This is a genomic window from Methanosarcina sp. A14 (genome assembly GCF_001729375.1).
Taxonomy (GTDB): domain Archaea; phylum Halobacteriota; class Methanosarcinia; order Methanosarcinales; family Methanosarcinaceae; genus Methanosarcina; species Methanosarcina barkeri.
This window is the reverse complement of the sequence record NZ_LZPK01000332.1, coordinates 1-15612: the sequence shown is the minus strand read 5'-3', so window position 1 is coordinate 15612 and position 15612 is coordinate 1. Positions and strand designations below refer to the sequence as shown.

Below are 15612 nucleotides of genomic sequence, written 5' to 3'. Positions count from 1 at the left end.
TCCATCAGGACTGAAAACAATATTATTCACATCACTACCATGTTTCAGAATCATAACACGATGAGGTATGAACAATAATCCCTGACGTATTAAATGATCAGCAGTCGATGTTACATGAATTTTAAATGATTCGATAGCAAGAAGAACACTTTTATCTAGATTTCCGGGGTCTCCCTGAAGACGGTTGGAATTTAAATTTAAATCCGAAGCAAGAGCTTTTTCAGCATTTTCTTTTGCCTGTTGCCATTCACAGAATGCGAATCCAGCTAGAATTAAAACAATAATAGAAAAAGCCGCGAGTCCTTTTTTCTCTAGCTTTTCTTTCTCTGCCAGTTCTTTCTCTACTCGTAGTTCTTTTTCTACTCGTTTTCTCTCTGCTCTTTCTTTCTCTAACCGTTCTTTCTCTAGCTGCTCTTTCTCAGCCCATTCTTTCTCCGCGCGTTCTTTCTCTGCGCGCTCTTTCTCTACCCGTTTTTTATCTGCCAGTTTATCATTAAAAACCTTGTTAGAAGATTGTATTGGTTTGATAAACCCGTCATGTGTTAGCTCATACCAGCGTGCACCTGCCCTCCACTCTGCTCTAATGAGGTGCATGCTTTCAAGCACATCAATAGCTGCATTGGAAACACCACAGGTGAACTCTGGAGCTCTGTACACCATCCCTCTAGTTCCCATCGCCGTTATTAACACTTCACCGCAAAGTCTGCGCAGCCCTTCCTCATCAATGTGTGCCTTCTCTGCAGCTGCCCTTATAGCCTCTTCGTAAAATCTGTAAAGTTCCTGTTCTACGTTGCCATAGGTTTTCAGGTGCTGAAATGTAATTTGCGTTACATCTGGAGGTAATTCTCGCCAGAGGTTCTGGCATACTACCTGAAGCTGCACAGCCTCTATGAATTCTCCTGTTACCTCAGCTGTCTCTCCAGGTGTCGTTTCAACTCGAATCTTTAGCAAATCTTCAACAAGTTTTTCTGCCACGCCTTCTGCAAAAGAGCGGCCAGTATATCTCAAAGGCTCTTTGATTGCCAGAAGGGCAGCCTCACTGCGAAGACGTTCCATGTGAAAACGCGTCCGTAATCTTTCGGGAAGAAGATATGCATAAGGGTCTAGCTGGGCTATGAAATCTTCCCGCATGACAAAAACCACCCTTAAAAGAGGATCTGCTTCCAGAGCAGCACTTACTTGCTCAAAAAAACCCTCTCTATCTTTCCAGCGGTCTTGATATAAAGAGAATATTTCCTCAAACTGATCGAAGATAATTGCACGGGGTAAAGGCATGCTATCTTCGTCCAGCATATGCTCCAGTTCAGTCAAAAAATCAACAAGTTTCATTTTAGCCAGGCGCTCAACATCATATTCATCTTCAACCCAGCTTGTGAGAGTATTAAAGACATATATATTCGAAATCTCGTCAGGTTTTATATTTTCCAAAATTGTGCCTTTAACTCGAGCTACAGGGAAAACTTCAAACTGGTTTTCCTCAAGAAGGGGAATAAGTCCTGCATTGAGAAGGGAAGTCTTACCTGCACCAGACTGGGCATAGACAAGAACCAGATTATGTGCAATGACTATGGAAAGGAGATCCCGAGCTTCACGATCTCTTCCGAAAAAGATGAATTTATCTTCCTGTTCAAAAGGTCGAGGGCCCACGTAAGCCTGGAATTCAGGTTCCACAATTGAAAGCCTCCCATCGTGTTCTCAATTCTGCAGAAAATTCATGGTATATCATCCTTAACCCCCCGGAGCTTATTTAAACCTGGAATTTAAACGACAATCTGATCGTCTTAATCCTTATTTGTTGGGTTGTGACAATTACGACTGACCCTTCTTTATTAAAACCGGTGTTAGATGCTCTGGAATGCCGTGTAGCTGGATTTGTATACACCCAAATTTATATGCATCTTCAATGCTACGTCCTCCTCCTAATGCCTGGTAAAAACCAATAGCGAAGGCGATAGCAGCTTTATCACCGATTGCCCGGTTCATGCCAATGACATATTTGATGTGTTTAGCAATGGCTTTTGCCTGAATCTCTGCGTAACAAGCATTCAATACTACACAATTCACGTGATCACTAAATTGTTCAAATAATGCAGCCAAAGCATCGAGCTCGATTGGGTGAGCTTTCCCTGCCAAATCCTCAAAGCATAACGCACCTGTAGGTGTGCCATGACCGGAAAAATGGACGATTTGCGGCTGTGTATCAAGCAAAGCCTGGGATGTATCTGATGGACGAACTGACAATTGTGGCAATTCTAATGTAAAGCGATCCCGAAATTTAGCCAATTTCAGTTTTTCTTGAATCTCTCGAAATTCTTCACCAAGTCTCAGGCGAGATTCATTAGTGGGATCAGCTGCTAAGAAGAGTATCGAAACTTTACCGGATTTTTCTTTAATTGGAAAAGACCGTCCATTTTTGATATGTATTTTTGTGGTATCACGATTGAAAGTCTCCCATCGTGTTTTCAATTCTGCAGAAAATTCATGACAATCGTGCCAGTATACCTGAATATGAAGATCCTCAAAATAACGATCCAGATATTTCTGAGCTTTTTCTTCATGGGTCTCAGAAACATTCCCTGGTACGAGCTGCACGGATATGTGCTTTCTACCCATGCTTATTTCTAAGTATTCATCAAGAATCCGGCAAAGAACACGGAAATCCCAATCAGTTACCTTGTAGCCTATAAGAAGAAGAGATGAGCCTGTAAATGCCTCCTGAATACGTAGCGGAAGCAGGTTTTGATCCTTTGAAATGGCAGCAAGGAAGTCCAGATAGTCGTCCTCTGTTAGAACCAGTGACTCTGGTATTTTATAGCAGCCATGGAGGTGATATACTAAAGGTTTTTCTGGAGTTGGGTCGAAGTCTAGTGGCGTTGGTTTGCGTTGTATCAGGTATTCATTCCACCGACATATTTCCTGAATTGGTGTTTTGCCACGGCTTTTAAGGGCTTGCACCATAAGGTCATCGTAAGTTGTGGTAATATAAACTGAAAGTGGGAGATCGGCCAGTACTCCGTGAATTTCATCAGGAGTTTCAAAGTATTTTGGCGTGACTTCTTTTGACAGTTCGGTGATTCTATTACAAATCTCATCCCTTGGAAGCATTTCATCTTCTTCGGTCACAGCCACAAATTGAGCCACCCGTGCCAGGTTATAAGAATCTTCCATTGGGTAGTCATACTCTTCTGCCCACTCATTTGCAATCTGGAAAATAACAGAAATCTTTTCAGAACAGGCTCCAGATCCGAGAAAAGGAGTACACTTTCCATTCTTGATTCTCTTAAGAAGAATGTCCCAATCCTTCTCCTCCAGCATTTTTGGTATTATGAACACCTTCCAGAAAGTTAAATTATCTTCTCAGTTTTTCTCGTGTTTATTCCCCCAATAACCTTTATTTCCACTCACCTGTGTCTTGTAAGCAGATAAAAATCAGGACAGAATGGAAATGTTTTCAACTCCTCTCTTTCTCAACTCTTCCAGGTCAAAGTCACATTAAAATTAGCACCCGTACCTGCTGCTATAAACATACCGGCTTTTAAATCCATTGAAATACCAAAAGAAACTTGAACTTCTTCCGGTTGCTTACTGATGTCTTTTAACCGATTCAATACGGTATTAGCAACAGGCTTTACAATACCAAGAGATTCTTCAAATGTCTGATTTGTGATATTTACTATCTCATGAGATGTAGATGAACGTGAAACACGAGTTGTTTCCTCTTCAACTTCAGCTTCTTCTGCTTCGATTAATACAGTACTACCGTCTTCCAGAGTAAATTTTACAAGGCGTTTCATAGAATATCACAATTTGAAATATTTATATTCAGTGCAGCATTTTTATTGAATAATTGAAGTATATTTATAAATATAGAGGAAATAATTATTGAATTAACAAGAAAAAGAAGTCAGAAATACAGATAAAAAGCTAGTTATAAAAAATTAAAATTATTTATAAAAAATTTATCCTTTATCTTTGCTTTTTGCCAGAAAAACTGTAAGTAGAGCAGTTCTTCTCATCACGGTTCTTCTCAACACGTTTTTTCCTGTAATAAACTATTATAAACGCTATTTTTTCTCCCTGAACCTTCCCAGGTATCCGAAGAAATCAAATTTGTTTTCAGCTTTTTTGCCTTCGATTTTGTTCTTTTCTATCACTTTGAATCTTTTATCTATAATATATTCTCCAATTGGATTAACGAAACCAAGCAGTATTCCCAATCCTGTAAAAATATACAACACTGTAAAAAGTTTCCCTATATCTGTTTTAGGAGCTAAGTCCCCGTAACCCACTGTTGCCAGAGTGATAACCGAAAAATAGAATGAGTCAAGCCATCTCCAGCCTTCAACTCTATGGTAAAAAATAGTGCCTACAGAAAGGGTGAGCACAGCTAAGTAAAGAAGAGACCTGAACTTCGGATCTTTAAGTAATGTTCCTAATGTCTTTATAAACATCAAGAATGTGAAAAGAAAAGGAATCGTTATCTTTCCTCCAGACTATAGTTTCAATCAAAGATTAACGAGAAATTTGTGCAGATCCATAAGCTATCATTTAACCGGACTGCTGGTACTTTTAAAAACATGGGCTTTCAATCCTATCCCACTTCCTGAAGCTCTGTCGTAGCAAGTAAAGGGCAGGAGGCATCAGCACGAGGTTTATAAGCACATAGTACGGGCCAAACATTGACAGGATTTACGTTAGTTTTTGTGATACCTGATTTTATTTGAAGCAATTTTTACTCTTGTTATTGCGCCATTTTTACGCTCGTTTTTGTGACAGTTTGTGAATTCTATGTGATAAAAAAGTCTCACATCCTGTAATTTTATTATGCACAATGTTCAGGTGTAATCAAACCGATGTCGGAATTCTCTGATTGGCTCACCAGTTTCAGGAAGAACTCTTCAAAATTCCTTTCCTGAAGGCAGGATCGTTCAGGCGGCCTGTATAGACCAGCTTTCCTTTATAAATGATCCCAATGGCTGGTACAGATCTGTTTTGTAATTTCGAGAATATGTGTTGAAATAAAAACTGTTCCTCCGTTTTTCACGTGGCCTGCGAGAAAATTCTTTACTTTTCTCTGCTACAGGGTCAAGATTGATTTGAGACTCGACGATAATTACGAGTTCCGGCTCATGCAGGAAAGCCTGGGCAAATATCAATTTCTGCCTTGTACCTCTTGAGAGGTCTTTACACAGTGAATTTTTCTGGTCACCAAAATCCAGGAATTCAAACCATTTTTCACAGGCTTTCTCATAGTTTTCCATTTTCCGGATCTTTGCAACAAAATATAGATATTCTTCGGCCGTTAAAAAACTTGAGTGAGTTTCCTGCTCAGGAACAATACCTGCAAGTTCTCGAACCCGAATAGGGTCTTCGAGCACATCCACTCCCAGCATCCTAACTGAACCGGAGGTTGGTTTTATTTGACCGGTAAGCATTTTGATCATGGTTGTTTTTCCTGATCCGTTAGAGCCCAGAAACCCAAAAAGCTCACCTTTTCCAATTGAAAGGGAAATGACATTTACTGCCTTTATACTTCCGTAGGATTTAGAAAGGTTTCTTACTTCAATCATCTTTAAGGCTCCTGAAAGCTCGATATTTACAGGCAAATAAATATATAATGCCAATCATATGGCAAATTAATAGATATTAAAGTAAATCAGAGTAAATTAAGGAATATAAAAATATAATATAGTAAATTAGTACATATTAGTGTATATTATAGTAAATTAAAGTAAATCAGGGTAAATTATATAGTAATTAGCTATAGTAAGAACCACAAAGTAAAAATTTAGTATAAGTACATACTGTCTAAAAATATATAAAAGAGTTTCGGAAAATATTTTTGAATTTAATTCAGAACAGGAATGAGATTATTTGAGATGAGATTATTTGAGTTGTGGCAGAAGAAAAAATGAAAAAGGTTTAAATTGAAATTATTTCAGAATAAAGCAAAACGCAATTTTATTAAAAATTATTTATTAAAATAATCGTATTAAAAAGTTTATTAAAATAATGTTATTTTTTCAGTCCTTTTTCAATTGCTTCAACAATACTTCTCAGTACTTTGATTCGAGAGTATCGTTTGTCGTTTGATTCTACAATAACCCACTGGGCATTTATTGTGCTTGTTTTCTGAAGCATCTCATCAACTGCGATTTTATAATCCTCCCATCTGTTCCTGTTCCGCCAGTCTTCGTCTGTAATTTTCCATTTTTTCTCAGGGTCATGTTGCCGGCTGTTAAAACGTTCCAGTTGAATTTCCTTATCAATGTGAAGCCAAAACTTAACTACAATTGCTCCGGCCTGTGTCAGGATTTCTTCAAATTCATTGATCTCCCTGTAAGCTCTTTTCCATTCGTCCTCGCTGCAAAAGCCTTCAATTCTTTCTACCATGACGCGGCCGTACCAACTCCGATCAAAAATTGTTATATGGCCGGCTCTCGGGATTCCTTCACAGAAACGCCAGAGGTAATGATGGGCTTTTTCGATATCATTCGGCGAACCCACAGGGACTACCCTGTAGAGCCTGGGATTTAGATTTTCTACAAAGCGGTAGATGTTTCCCCCTTTGCCAGCAGCGTCCCAGCCTTCAAAGACCACAACCAGAGGATGCTTGTTCTCAAAAAGCTTATACTGGAGGTCTGTAAGTTTTTGTTGGTATAATTTTTTTGATTTCTTATATTCATCGGCATCTATCTTTTTGGAGAGGTCAATTTTTTCCAGGATGGAATTGTTAAGCTGAGGGACCTCTGGAGTTTCAGTATCCAGATATTTGAGGGTCTTTTCAGCCGGTATTCTAGTTGCCTGTTCAATAGAAGCTTCAATCGCATGGATGGCCGTCGTCATAATTTTTAAAGTTGCAAAGTTCCTGTCATTAGCTTCTACAATTGTCCAGGGGGCATAAGGCATATCGGTCTTCTCTAAGATCCTCTCGACAAGCGGCAGATACTCATTGTATTTATGGATGAAATCAAGATCCTGCCTTGCTTCATCCTCGTACTCGTCAAATATCGGGATATCAACTTTTTTAAGGTCTTTAAAACGTTCTTTATGCTCTTTTTCACTGATGTGAAGGAAAACTTTTATTATAAGATACCCATCATCGGCAAGTTGTCGCTCAAAATAGTTTATTTCTTCCAGGTATTTCCCCAGTTCTTCTTCAGATTTGTTCTTTTCCAGACACTCTATGATTGCCCTGCTGTACCAGCTCCTATCAAAGATTCCAATCTTTCCTCTCACAGGAACCCTGGACCAGTAGCGTACAATAAAGGGCTTAAGGAGTTCTTCATAGCAGGGCTTGGTCATTGTGTGAAAATCGTATCCTCTGGGGTCCAGAGAAATAATAAAACGGTTGATATCCTCTGCCATTCCGGATACGTGCCAGCCTTCAAAAACGAGAATAACAGGTATCTTCAAATCCCAGGCTTTGCGCTGTAGTTCTCCGAGCTTGGCTTTAAATGCTTTATGATTTTTTTTGTACTCAGCAGTTGTTATTGTTTTGGAGAGATCAATTTTTTCAAGCATAAGGAACCCTGTTTATTTTTTTAAAATAGAGAAGTATCTCAGTATTAATTAATATTGATACCAAGTTCATAAGATATAATTTAGAGGACAGAATAACTTACTAAATAGATATAATATATAATATTATTAATTTAGTTTTGCTTTCTTGCAGATGTTAACTTCTTTTCAATTAACATATTATTAATTGTCTGATTCAATAAGTTGAGAATATTTAGACTAGATTAATGAAAAATAATAGAACTTTTGATTGCGGAACAAAATATTCGTTTCATGCAATGTTCTCTTTTATGAGTCTATACAAACAAAACAGTAAATTATTTTATAAATATAGCTTAATAATATACAGATTCTATGTATATATATTATGTTTATCCAATATATATTGGTTTTATTAGATATACCTTAGTTTTATTCCTATATATAACTCGTTTAATAGTTTATATTAAATAGTATTAGAAAAACTATTAATATTTAAAATATCAATTTATTTTAGCATAATTTTTATCGTATACTTAACTTCACATTACAATATTTTATAAACTATCTTATGCTCTAAAATATGTTTTCAATGCTATGTAATTTGTGTAGCATGTAAAAAATTATTATATATACTTAGTTAAAAACATTCAATACAAAACAGCTTATTAAGTAACTATTTTATTTTGTAACTTCCTACCCTTAACACAATTAGAAACATTTTAAGATATATGTTTAAATGTACTAATTATACAGCTATAAATTAACCACATAATTAACCACATGTAAAAACTACATATTAAGTTACATACATTAAGTTAAGTAATTTAAAAATAAACACAAAATAAGCGCTCTTTTTTAAAGTTTATAATTTATTATATACTATATTATAGTTTCTTAAAAGTATTACAAATAGCAATTATTTTAGTGATTATTAAATAGAAAATATATATCTAAGTAGATCTTTAAAGTTAGTTACTCAATAAAACAAACATATATAACAAACAAATGAATTTGTTTCAAAATTCAACACATAAAAATATTACAAAAGATATTTAAATAACATCTATTTTTTATGATTAATACTTTTTATAAAAGTTTATTATTATTATTATTATTATTATTATTATTATTATTATTATTATTATTATCATACTATATTTATAATATAATCTTTTAAGCAAATGGTGTACACTAATTATGTTAAATCTTAGCAAAAACACATAGCAATGAATTGGACAAAAGATATACTAATAATATTTATGGTAACAAAATAAACAAGAATAACTACATTTCAAAATCTCGACCTTTTTATTTTTTACTTGGAAAATAGTTCCAATTCTCATAGTATATAGGCATAAACACCTTTTAGATTCTTCATCTTTTTTCTTTCATGACTTTGTGTATTTACTCTTCCGGTTGTCGGCCAAATACTCCATATTCATATAGTTCTTGTAATAAGTGACTTCACAAAATTAGGGTCTAAAAACTATTCTGTAAAAATTTGCAGTTGTGTTCCTATAGTACCTAAGAATAAACTTATTTTTAGATGGTTGGAACCTGTAAAAATGTTTCAAAAAACAAACAACATAAAATACTTTCATCGTTATGCATATAAGTTATAAACTGATATTTTACTTATTACAAAAGTAGAACTTTGTTCACTCAGCAGGAGTTTCCAGACATAATTAGGAAAACAAGGGAATAGGCATTGCAGAATAAGTTAGTTTTTTGTATATTTAACTGTAAATTTCTCTTAGTTTTTCAGTTCTGTTTTTTATTTTTATATATTGCTTATATATTTATTGGAGATTTTAAATGATATTCCCTTTTTATGTTCATATATTTATATATTCTTTTTTGACTTTATTAGTGTAGACTTATTAAGTGAAAAACTAATAAAGAAACATACTAACAATTCAATTAATTTTCTGCAAAAATGTATAAAACTCATCGCTCAAAATTATATATATTTGAGTTATGTATAAAATTATTCATGCTCTTAAATCTATATAATATCACCTAATATAAATTTACGATTTAAATAAATTATATTTATATATTATTTAAAATATAATTTAAAAATTAATATTTTAATTTAATAATTTTTAAATATATAATATGTTTTTATTTATAAAATATAAATTTAATAATTATTATATAATAAACTGTATAAAAATGTTCTTTTTTTGTATTATTATACAATTACAATTAATAAATAGTAAATTAAAGTGCTTGATTCTACAAAAAATAGGAAAAATATGTAACTAAATTATAATGCCAGCTCAAGGTCAAATATTTCTTCAAAAAGTTTGTATTTTTTACGGGCCCTGTACAGGTACTGACGGATGGGAGTTTCATCTCTTGCCCTAGCAAAAAGAGCTTCGATTTCCCCTCTGGAGAAGACGGCTTCAAGCTTTTTCATGGGAATTGACTCAAGACCTTTCCAGTCATCGATCCTCTGATTACTTATAGGAATTGGAACTGGAAGCAAGGATACCTGGACCTCATCTACCCAGTTCCATTCAGAATCATAGATGTTTGCAGAAAAAGCTCCGCAAGAAATGCATTTTGTTACTACTATGGTTCTTTCTCCCGCCTTGTGATAGCTAAGGCTCATAAGTATGGAGTCGCATCTGGTGCAGTTACCAATCTCATTTTCTTCCAGGCTATAAGCATGTATCTGGTTCTCTCCAATGTATAGATCATTTCCTTTAAGATCATAGCTGTATTCCATATTATTCACTCCTGGATGAGGTTGAGAGGGTCAATGCTATTGGCTTTGGACTTTTCTTAGTTTTTACTCTCTGTCTTTGTAAAGGTTATATATCTATTAATATTAATCCCCTTTTATGCAGACTTTTGGCTTCAAGGACATACGGTGGTTCCTCTCTTCGATTTTTCAGTTTCATCACTTTATATTACCGCACCACTTAAATTTTAGTTCCAACATTCTCATTGCGACCTGATACATTTTATCTGAAACTTTTTGTCTTGTTCTTATACATCGTCTAAAGAACATTTTGATGAAAAACTTGCTTGTATAGTGAGTTTTTAGAGATTTTGTGCAGGTTAATCGTTTAATCGTTTAATTTTAAACTTCTCATATAGGTCCGGAAAATTGTAGTTATGACTTTTGGAACATGTAAAAACTGGACCAGTAAAAACTGGACCGTTTTAGTGAATTTAACGCAAACTTAATATATTGTTATAAGTAACTAATAGCACGTCTTAATAAATATGTTAAATGAGTATTCAAAAATATCTCTTAAAAATGAGAGTTTATATTTTTATAAATATAACATGTATACTAAAAAATTAGTAATAAATGTGCAAAATGCCTACATTTACATTGAAATATTTATAAAATATTTAAATTATGTTTGTCGCGGGTGGGGCACAAAAACCGATATATCAGAGAAAGACCATACTATGTATACAAAAACTGGATTTTAAGTTAAGTAGAATTGTTTATGGATATCAATTTTTTCGTGTCCATCCCCCTCACAACGAATAAATTTAAAAATCTATATATAGATCTATAACTTACATAGTTTACTACATCAGTAAAGGTGGTAATTAATGGTATCCATCCGAGCTAAAATTAAATCCAGGTTAGAGAAATTTCTAGAAGTTGATACCAGTGGATATCGAAGGACAATCCTGTGTATCTTCATCAAGGTAAAAAAAGCGACTATTGACGAATTACATGAAATGCTTACAAGCAAGTATAATGTATCTCGAAATACGGTCGCATCCATGGTAGGATATATCCATTCGAAGCTTGGAATTCTAAGGGCGCATAAAGAATCCTATAAAACCCCTATGGTTTACTTTTTGAGGGAAGAATATGTAGACTTGCTAATGAAGATTGTAACTTCACCTAAAGCACCTACTGAATTCACGACTTGATAAGTTTACTATTACACCCAAAAATATCTGATGGACAATGTCACTCGTTAAAAACGCACCCAGAACGGCAACGACTATTGTTGTAAGATCGGATTCCAATTCTCGAATAAGCCACTCAAGGGATCCATATTACACCCTTATGCGGCGCATTTTTCAAGAAGATGCCACTGCTGCTAGAGGTCAGAAGTTTCTGACTCTGGTGGAAGAGCGTCAGGTTGCTGGAAGTGCTATCCAGACTAATGAATGGAAAAACCTTCTTGAAGAACTTCAGATCGGGCGTGCTTCATTTTATGCGATGCGCAACAAGCTGCTTGGAGCCGGGTTGATTTCGATAAAAAATAAGGAGTACAGGCTTTCAGGTCAGTTCTCAAAGGATCTTTTAGATATGGCCAGCTGGTGGTGGACCGCAGTTCTCAACCAGCCTGAGGAGAGCCTTTAAAAGAATAATTCTTCTTTTTTCATTTGACTTATTCATTTAAATCTTTCATTTAAATCTTTCATTTAATTTTAAAATTCCCAGGCACTTCAGCCGAAAGGTATTTATATAAAATCTTCCTTTAGAAGATACGCTTCAGGGCGAAAGAAATGCGCCCCACAGCGAAAAATCATCGAAGCCCGGTAGTGTAGTGGTCAATCATGCGGGACTCTGGATCCTGCAACCTCGGTTCGAATCCGTGCCGGGCTATACATGATTCTTAATAAACTACTTTTTTGACACGAAGATTATAGTTTTTATTCTACTGTTAGCTCCATATGAAGTTAATCAGTCCTTTATCGAAAGTCCTCCAAATGCAATGAATCCTGTAATTATAATATCAGGCTTTTCCGAATCGCTCTCTCTGCGTATTGAACTCCTTGGTCTTTCGTCTTCAATACCACCCAAAATCGGTATCGCTTCCGTCTCAATTTGCCATTTCTCAGGAACTTTTAAGTCAACACCCCCAAAAAGAGCAACTACATTTATTTTTGCAGGTGGTTTCTCAATGCTAGAATCCCTCAAGTCAAGATCTACTCCTCCAAAGATCGTAGTAATGTCCCCACCTCGAAAACCTTTGGAATTACTGGCGCTGCTCACTCCACCAAAGACTGCAAATAGATCTATGGTTTCATTACTTTTTCTAAAAACAGATAAACGGCCCTTCCTTTCGGTCAAAATTCCAATTCCCATAACAATAATTAGCAAGGGCCACCAGTCTGTGAGAGCTTCCCAGGAAATTATGTCAAGAATAAATAACTGAAGAGTTGTGAAAACTACTATCAAAAAGATAGGCCCTGACAAACTGGAAAACTTGCTTTTCCAGAGTGCATAAAATCCAAGTAGAATAAATAAAGAGGGAATGTATTCCAGCAGTTGGATGGTATCGTATATTCCAGTAGTCCTGAGCAGGAGAAGAACCCCAAGAATCAGTACAATAGTTCCAAACATTGTCTGGTATGATATTTTAGTCATTCTCATCTCTCATATTAAAATTTAGGGTTTAATTATATGCCCGTATCTAAACAATTTATTCAGCTTTACTACAACAGTAGACTTTCTGGAGTTTGTCCTGAACAATGCGTTAAGCAATATTTAAAACAGTCTTTCTATCATATTAAGTACATACTATTATAATAATTTTTAGCAACTTCGACTATTAAATCACATATATTTTAATTGAAAAATATATATAATTATATATTAACAAATTCATGTAATTATATATTTATCTTGAATCTTAATTGGAAAAGTTAAAGAGTAGTTAAAGGCTCTATAAAAGTTTAGACCTCTTAAAGAGGATTAGTTTTTTAAGGGATATTAAACCTTATTTGCCCAATTAAGTGTAGTGTCAGCCATCTCCCAGTTAAGGCACATTCATTAAATGATTTATTTGCTGTTTAAATGGCTTAAGTACTCTTTAATTGATAAATTAAACGTTGATTTATCCTTACTTGTAACATTAAATTTTGTATGGATGAAAATGACATCAGATGCCTTATTTAAAAATAAACATATATTGTAAAAGAATAAAATAGTTATCTCGCTTTTTTCTTGATTTAAACGAGTATTATAGATTAGTTATCTAAAAAATTGATTTTAGAGTGTACCTTAATTGGGGAAACTCTAAATGCATACATATTATCCAAAATAAGCATTGTATGCCATTAGTTTTAGTACTGATTTAGAAGGGCCCTATAAAGGTTCTATTATGTTTTCTATTAAAGGTTATAAATCCCCAGCTCTCAGTTCTGCAATATACGGGTCATAAGCTGCAGTTGAGCCGCCCGAACAGCGTGCAATGTAATAATCTGCAACAATACAAGCTTGCTGCTCACGATTATATTCACGGAAGTGCCTTTTTTCCCCAACCTTGTATGCATACCCATCACTTGCCTGCGCATGAAATGCTTCAACCAGATATTGCGAACCTGTATGTTCCATCTGCGCGACATGGGTTAATTCATGTATAAGCCATTTCATATCTGAGCTGCCTGCTGTTGTGTTAAGCTTTCTATTGAAGTTGACTGTATGAAAGGTTGCAACCCCCATACCTGAGCATCTCTTCAGCTTTGCCCCCAGCCAGGCGAGAAATGAAGCTTCGTCGATATGCACCTTTTGATAATTAATTCTGTTTTCAAATATGCTTCGAGCTTCTTTTTCCTCTACTGCAGTAAGTTTCCGGGTATTAATTTTGACAATTTGCCATAAATGATCCATAAGCTCAGGGAAGGCACAAATATCGAGAATTTTTGAGATAGCACGGCCGACACGTATAGTGAGAGCTAACAGCTCATATCGTATCAGTTTTAAAAACCCTACTTTCCCTACCAGATTAGAGTCTTGATAATTTTTGAAGACGGCTTTCATACAATCACCTGCATTACTATTTTTCAGGTTTTAATGCCTTGTCTCCTAACCCCCAGCTAATGACTTCTATACCTTGATTCCTATATACACTACACTGAAAAGCAGTTGGTCTTAAATGTAAAAGTCTGAGTATGTAAAAAAGACATTTCAGCTTTCTTAACACAACTTCTTAAGTGAATTAAATGTTCACATTATTATAAAAACATTGGTTGAACAGCAAGTTTCTTTTTTGGGAGGAACAGCATGAAAGAACATAGTTGAAATATTTGCATGGCAAAAATTTATTCACTGTACTCTTTATGGTAGAGCTCTATTCACTGCGAATCTAAACTGTAATGCATCAGTTAGTTAACTCTAAAATGTTTTTACATTTCTAATTTTTATATTCTCCAGTCTAAAACTCGAGGTGTCTTACTCAAAAATTAGAATCATTCCATAGCTTTTGTTTTATATTTCATTATTTATACTTAAATTACATTCAGATTTGGATAAAGCTAGTATGGAGAAAAAGTAATCATATTATAGGATTTTAAATAGAAGAAAGAAAAAAGATTCTGACAGAAAAAACAGGGAACAAAAGCAAAAATTCAGTATTGAATTGGTGTTGATGAGGAAAAACACAGTGATAGTAAAAACCATCTTATTGCTTCTCAGACACTATCTTTCCACAATTTTCTTTTGACTTCTTCTGTTAACACAAACAATTATATTTATAAATAATATTAAATAGCATAGAATACAATTGTCTAATCAGTATTTTATTACCTACTTTGTTGAAGTTTAGCGAAGTGAGTGATTGGGTGGGATCATAAATCTATCGCTATTTAGTAATTATCTGAGTTATTAGTGATTACCTATGCCTGGTATACAGCTATATTTTATGGATTTTTGACTATACATTTTTACTGTAGTCATATATTTATAAAAAATATATATAGCTTTATGCAAGAGAGAATAAACTTTGTGATGCATAGTATGCGGATTGGTATCGGATAATGTGGTTTCACGGAGAATACAAATATGTGACTGAAAAACTGTACTACAGGTAAGAATACAGAACGCAAGTGAGTTCCTTTGAGTTTGGGGGTATTAATTGAATAAACAATTGAAAATGTTATTTATAGGAACTTATGTTCCAAAAGAGTGTGGGATTGCCACATTCACATCCGATCTTTTAAATTCAATTCCCGGAGAAGGTAATGACGTTCATTGTGAAGTAATTGCTTTGAACGATCCCTCTGAGACCTATAATTATCCTGAAGAAGTCGTTTTTCAAATACAGAGGGACAGGATAGAGGATTATTACCGGGCTGCGGATTATATAAACCAATCTGATATTGATATCGTATGCCTGC

10 protein-coding genes, 1 tRNA gene and 2 pseudogenes are annotated in these 15612 nt (G+C 34.7%); 4 read left to right on the top strand and 9 right to left on the bottom strand.

Annotation, left to right across the window (positions count from 1 at the left end; all coding sequences use genetic code 11):
- From A9239_RS14240 to A9239_RS14210, 7 genes and pseudogenes are all read right to left on the bottom strand, one after another.
- Positions 1–1671 (bottom strand): annotated as a pseudogene (locus A9239_RS14240) (hypothetical protein); the annotation flags it as partial.
- A gap of 138 nt (positions 1672–1809) precedes the next feature.
- The gene (locus A9239_RS14235) at positions 1810–3315 is read right to left on the bottom strand and encodes an SIR2 family protein (protein WP_230669128.1); all 1506 of its coding nucleotides are present in this window, start codon (positions 3313–3315) and stop codon (positions 1810–1812) included.
- A 152-nt stretch (positions 3316–3467) separates the two neighbouring features.
- Positions 3468–3794: a CU044_2847 family protein gene (locus A9239_RS14230; protein ID WP_048117608.1), complete on the bottom strand. Its 327-nt coding sequence runs from the start codon at positions 3792–3794 to the stop codon at positions 3468–3470.
- A gap of 270 nt (positions 3795–4064) precedes the next feature.
- A complete protein-coding gene (locus A9239_RS14225) occupies positions 4065–4451 on the bottom strand; it encodes a potassium channel family protein (RefSeq protein ID WP_048117606.1) in 387 nt (128 codons plus the stop codon).
- Between the two features lie 477 nt (positions 4452–4928).
- Positions 4929–5570 carry an ABC transporter ATP-binding protein gene (locus tag A9239_RS14220; protein WP_230669130.1) on the bottom strand — a complete coding sequence of 214 codons (642 nt, stop codon included), beginning with the start codon at positions 5568–5570 and terminating at the stop codon, positions 4929–4931.
- Positions 5571–6015: 445 nt separating this feature from the next.
- A complete protein-coding gene (gene pap / locus A9239_RS14215; RefSeq protein ID WP_048117603.1) occupies positions 6016–7524 on the bottom strand; it encodes a polyphosphate:AMP phosphotransferase in 1509 nt (502 codons plus the stop codon).
- A gap of 2248 nt (positions 7525–9772) precedes the next feature.
- The gene (locus A9239_RS14210; protein ID WP_048117600.1) at positions 9773–10237 is read right to left on the bottom strand and encodes a hypothetical protein; all 465 of its coding nucleotides are present in this window, start codon (positions 10235–10237) and stop codon (positions 9773–9775) included.
- An 845-nt stretch (positions 10238–11082) separates the two neighbouring features.
- Here A9239_RS14210 and A9239_RS14205 point away from each other — a divergent pair.
- The 3 genes from A9239_RS14205 to A9239_RS14195 all read left to right on the top strand — a co-directional run bounded on the left by A9239_RS14205 (position 11083) and on the right by A9239_RS14195 (position 12097).
- Positions 11083–11412 carry a DUF2551 domain-containing protein gene (locus A9239_RS14205; protein WP_048117598.1) on the top strand — a complete coding sequence of 110 codons (330 nt, stop codon included), beginning with the start codon at positions 11083–11085 and terminating at the stop codon, positions 11410–11412.
- Between the two features lie 37 nt (positions 11413–11449).
- Positions 11450–11851: a hypothetical protein gene (locus tag A9239_RS14200; RefSeq protein WP_048117596.1), complete on the top strand. Its 402-nt coding sequence runs from the start codon at positions 11450–11452 to the stop codon at positions 11849–11851.
- A gap of 173 nt (positions 11852–12024) precedes the next feature.
- Positions 12025–12097: transfer RNA gene (locus A9239_RS14195), tRNA-Gln, on the top strand.
- A gap of 78 nt (positions 12098–12175) precedes the next feature.
- Here A9239_RS14195 and A9239_RS14190 read toward each other — a convergent pair.
- Together A9239_RS14190 and A9239_RS14185 are read right to left on the bottom strand one after the other, a co-directional pair.
- Complete coding sequence (locus tag A9239_RS14190; RefSeq protein WP_052712786.1) at positions 12176–12862, bottom strand: LiaF domain-containing protein; 687 nt, start codon at positions 12860–12862, stop codon at positions 12176–12178.
- Between the two features lie 753 nt (positions 12863–13615).
- Positions 13616–14257: a hypothetical protein gene (locus A9239_RS14185; RefSeq protein WP_230629167.1), complete on the bottom strand. Its 642-nt coding sequence runs from the start codon at positions 14255–14257 to the stop codon at positions 13616–13618.
- A 1093-nt stretch (positions 14258–15350) separates the two neighbouring features.
- Between A9239_RS14185 and A9239_RS14180 the strand changes: the two are divergent.
- Positions 15351–15612, top strand: a pseudogene (locus A9239_RS14180) (glycosyl transferase); the annotation flags it as partial.

Bases quoted from the DNA above. Each gene is read 5' to 3' on its own strand.
- A9239_RS14235 (WP_230669128.1), bottom strand. From the start codon at position 3,315: ATGCTGGAGGAGAAGGATTGGGACATTCTTCTTAAGAGAATCAAGAAT.
- A9239_RS14230 (WP_048117608.1), bottom strand. From the start codon at position 3,794: ATGAAACGCCTTGTAAAATTTACTCTGGAAGACGGTAGTACTGTATTA.
- A9239_RS14225 (WP_048117606.1), bottom strand. From the start codon at position 4,451: ATGTTTATAAAGACATTAGGAACATTACTTAAAGATCCGAAGTTCAGG.
- A9239_RS14220 (WP_230669130.1), bottom strand. From the start codon at position 5,570: ATGATTGAAGTAAGAAACCTTTCTAAATCCTACGGAAGTATAAAGGCA.
- pap (WP_048117603.1), bottom strand. From the start codon at position 7,524: ATGCTTGAAAAAATTGATCTCTCCAAAACAATAACAACTGCTGAGTAC.
- A9239_RS14210 (WP_048117600.1), bottom strand. From the start codon at position 10,237: ATGGAATACAGCTATGATCTTAAAGGAAATGATCTATACATTGGAGAG.
- A9239_RS14205 (WP_048117598.1), top strand. From the start codon at position 11,083: ATGGTATCCATCCGAGCTAAAATTAAATCCAGGTTAGAGAAATTTCTA.
- A9239_RS14200 (WP_048117596.1), top strand. From the start codon at position 11,450: ATGTCACTCGTTAAAAACGCACCCAGAACGGCAACGACTATTGTTGTA.
- A9239_RS14190 (WP_052712786.1), bottom strand. From the start codon at position 12,862: ATGACTAAAATATCATACCAGACAATGTTTGGAACTATTGTACTGATT.
- A9239_RS14185 (WP_230629167.1), bottom strand. From the start codon at position 14,257: ATGAAAGCCGTCTTCAAAAATTATCAAGACTCTAATCTGGTAGGGAAA.